This is a genomic window from Vibrio makurazakiensis, from assembly GCF_050337375.1.
GTDB lineage: Bacteria > Pseudomonadota > Gammaproteobacteria > Enterobacterales > Vibrionaceae > Vibrio > Vibrio makurazakiensis.
In genome coordinates this window covers 1-2,816 of the sequence record NZ_JAKJSW010000352.1, presented here as the reverse complement: position 1 = coordinate 2,816, position 2,816 = coordinate 1, and the positions used below count along the sequence as shown (strand labels likewise).

The following is a 2,816-nucleotide window of genomic DNA, read 5'->3' as shown; positions in this document are numbered from 1 at the left end:
ACTTTGAGCTTGTTACTATATAGGGAATTTAAGAAAAGACGTATGGAAGCTGAAGTTAAGTAATTACTTAACGAATTGAACACAAAGGGAGGCTTGCCTCCCTTTTCGCTTTTTTGGAAAAGCATAATGTCAAAGTAATCGGAGTGCGCCCGTTACTCTTTATTTATCGGTAAGTTCTGTTTGGTGGCAAGTGTTATAGGGTGGGACTTGGTACCGATATTTAGTGGAAATCACGTGAACGTGTTTTAAGGTTTTCTAGTTGGTCACTCATATCAATCAACCTCCCTGCAATTACATGTATTACTTGTCCTTCCCGCTCTAAAATACCTTTTACTTTTAGCACCTTGGCGGTTAAATAAGCTTGTTGCTGAGCCCTTGCTGTTGCGCCCCATACCACTACATTTATATTGCCAGTATCATCTTCGAGGGTAAAAAAGGTCACGCCTGCTGCTGTGCCTGGTGATTGTTTCCCTGTTACTAAACCTATCACTGTCACCAATGATTTATGCTCGATGTGCTGTAACTGGTTCAATCGATGAAATCGCCCTAAGTGACCCGCTTCATCAAGCAAAGTAATAGGATGCTTATTTAAGGTAACACCAGTACTTGAGAAGTCTTCGACTAAACTTTGTATCTCATTTGGCTGGTGGGTGTAAGTATTCGTAGGCTCTTCAAGTTGATTAAATAGAGGCAAATCGTTCGTCGAGTCCATCATGTGCCAACGGGTTTTATACCGATTACCAGATAGAACCTGCATAGCATTAGCAGAAGCGAGTAATTCGATGTCTTTTCGATTAATGGATAGCTGAGTGACATGGTTTAAATGCGTATAACCTTGAGTAGGGCGATTCATGATCACGCACTCTATTCCGTGTTTACTTAGCCCTTTAACTATTCTCAAACCTAACTGGATAGCGAGTGACCCTTGTTGTTTGACAACAGTATGATCTGATTGGGACTGGTTAATACAAACAGGAAGAATGGTAACACCATGACGCTGAGCATCTTGAACAAGCTGTGAAGCGCTGTAGAAACCCATAGGTAAGCTATTTAGCAGTGAAGTATAGAAACACTCAGGGTAATAAAATTTGAGCCATGCTGAGCTGTAGGCAAGCACAGCGAATGACGCCGAGTGGCTTTCGGGAAATCCATATTCACCAAACCCACAGATTTGTTCAAAAATACGTTCGGCGAATGAAAGTTCATAACCTCTGCTTTTCATTCCGTCGATCAGTTTAGATTTGAACTTAAATAGATCTCCGCTTTTCTTCCACGCTGCCATTGCTCTTCTGAGTTGATCAGCTTCGCCACCAGTGAACCCTGCCGCCACCATCGCCAGCTTAATAACTTGCTCTTGAAAAATAGGAACGCCCATTGTCCGAGATAGCACGGACTTTACTTCTTCGGATGGGTACTCAATAGGCTCGATACCATCGCGCCTTTTCAAGAAAGGGTGAACCATATCACCTTGAATTGGACCTGGGCGGACGATGGCGATTTGGATAACCAAGTCGTAATAGTTTGCGGGCTTAAGCCTAGGTAGCATACTCATTTGTGCTCTGGATTCGATCTGGAATACGCCAATGGTATCGGCTCGTTGAATCATGCCGTATACATTCGGATCAGCTTGTTGGCGTGTAATGTCGGCAATACTGAGTTCTTGTTTGTAGATGCTTTTAACTAGAGAAAAGCATTTACGGATCGCGGACAGCATTCCTAAAGCCAGAACATCGACTTTCAGTAACCCTAATGTCTCAAGGTCGTCTTTATCCCATTGGATTATCGTACGATCTGCCATTGCTGCATTCTCTACTGGAACCAGCTCATATAAAGGGCCTGATGAGATAACAAAGCCACCCACATGTTGAGACAGGTGACGAGGGAAGCCCATAAGCTCGTTCACTAAATGAATTAACTGCTCACCTTTTAGTGAGTGAGCTTCTAGCCCCAACTGAACTATTTGAGCCTGCCAGCCTTGGCTTCTATCTCGTCGGTTTATATTCTTAATGAAATAGTCCAATTGTGTTTCTTGGATACCTAAGGCCTTTCCAACATCACGCACAGCACTTTTAAAACGATAGGAGATTACGGTTGCGGCTAATGCAGCCCGCTCTCGGCCATACTTTTTGTAGATATATTGGATGACTTCTTCACGGCGTTCATGCTCAAAATCAACGTCAATATCTGGCGGCTCATTTCTTTCTTTGCTAATAAAACGCTCGAAGAGTACTGAAATTTGTCTAGGGTCGACTGAAGTGATCTCTAAGCAATAACAGACCACGGAGTTTGCTGCAGATCCTCGGCCTTGATACAAAATCCCTTGCTGTTTGGCAAACATCACAATGTCGTGGATAGTTAAGAAAAAAAATGGGTAATTCAATTCTTTGATAAGAGTGAGTTCTTTCTCAATGATCAGAGATATGGACTCAGGAACACCATTAGGAAATCGCAGTCGCTTCCCTTTTTCGACGAGCTTAGTGAGGTAACTGTTAGGCGTTTCACCATGAGGGATCAATTCACTAGGGTATTCGTACTTTAAGGTTGCCAAGTCGAATTGGCACAAGCTGGCGATATGAACACTTTCGGCCAACCATTCTGGTTTGAATATGCGGCTGAGCTTAGTGGTTGCACGTAAACTACGTTCAGTATTTGAAAGGAAGTGTTCGCCAAGTTGAGCTACCTCGCAGTGATGTTTAATCGCAGTTAGGGTGTGTTGAAGTGGTAACCTGTTGGCATTATGCATGACTACGCCACCACATGCGGTGACTGGGATGTTTAGTGAATTAGCCAAAGTTTCGCAGTGCTGTATATAAGCT

The 2,816-nt window shown here is 43.2% G+C and carries 1 protein-coding gene; it reads right to left on the bottom strand.

What is annotated here, in order from left to right; all coding sequences use genetic code 11:
• Nucleotides 1-220: 220 nt before the first annotated feature.
• The coding region (locus L4C33_RS21250) for an error-prone DNA polymerase (protein ID WP_428814382.1) at nt 221-2,816 on the bottom strand (2,596 nt) is incomplete at its 5' end.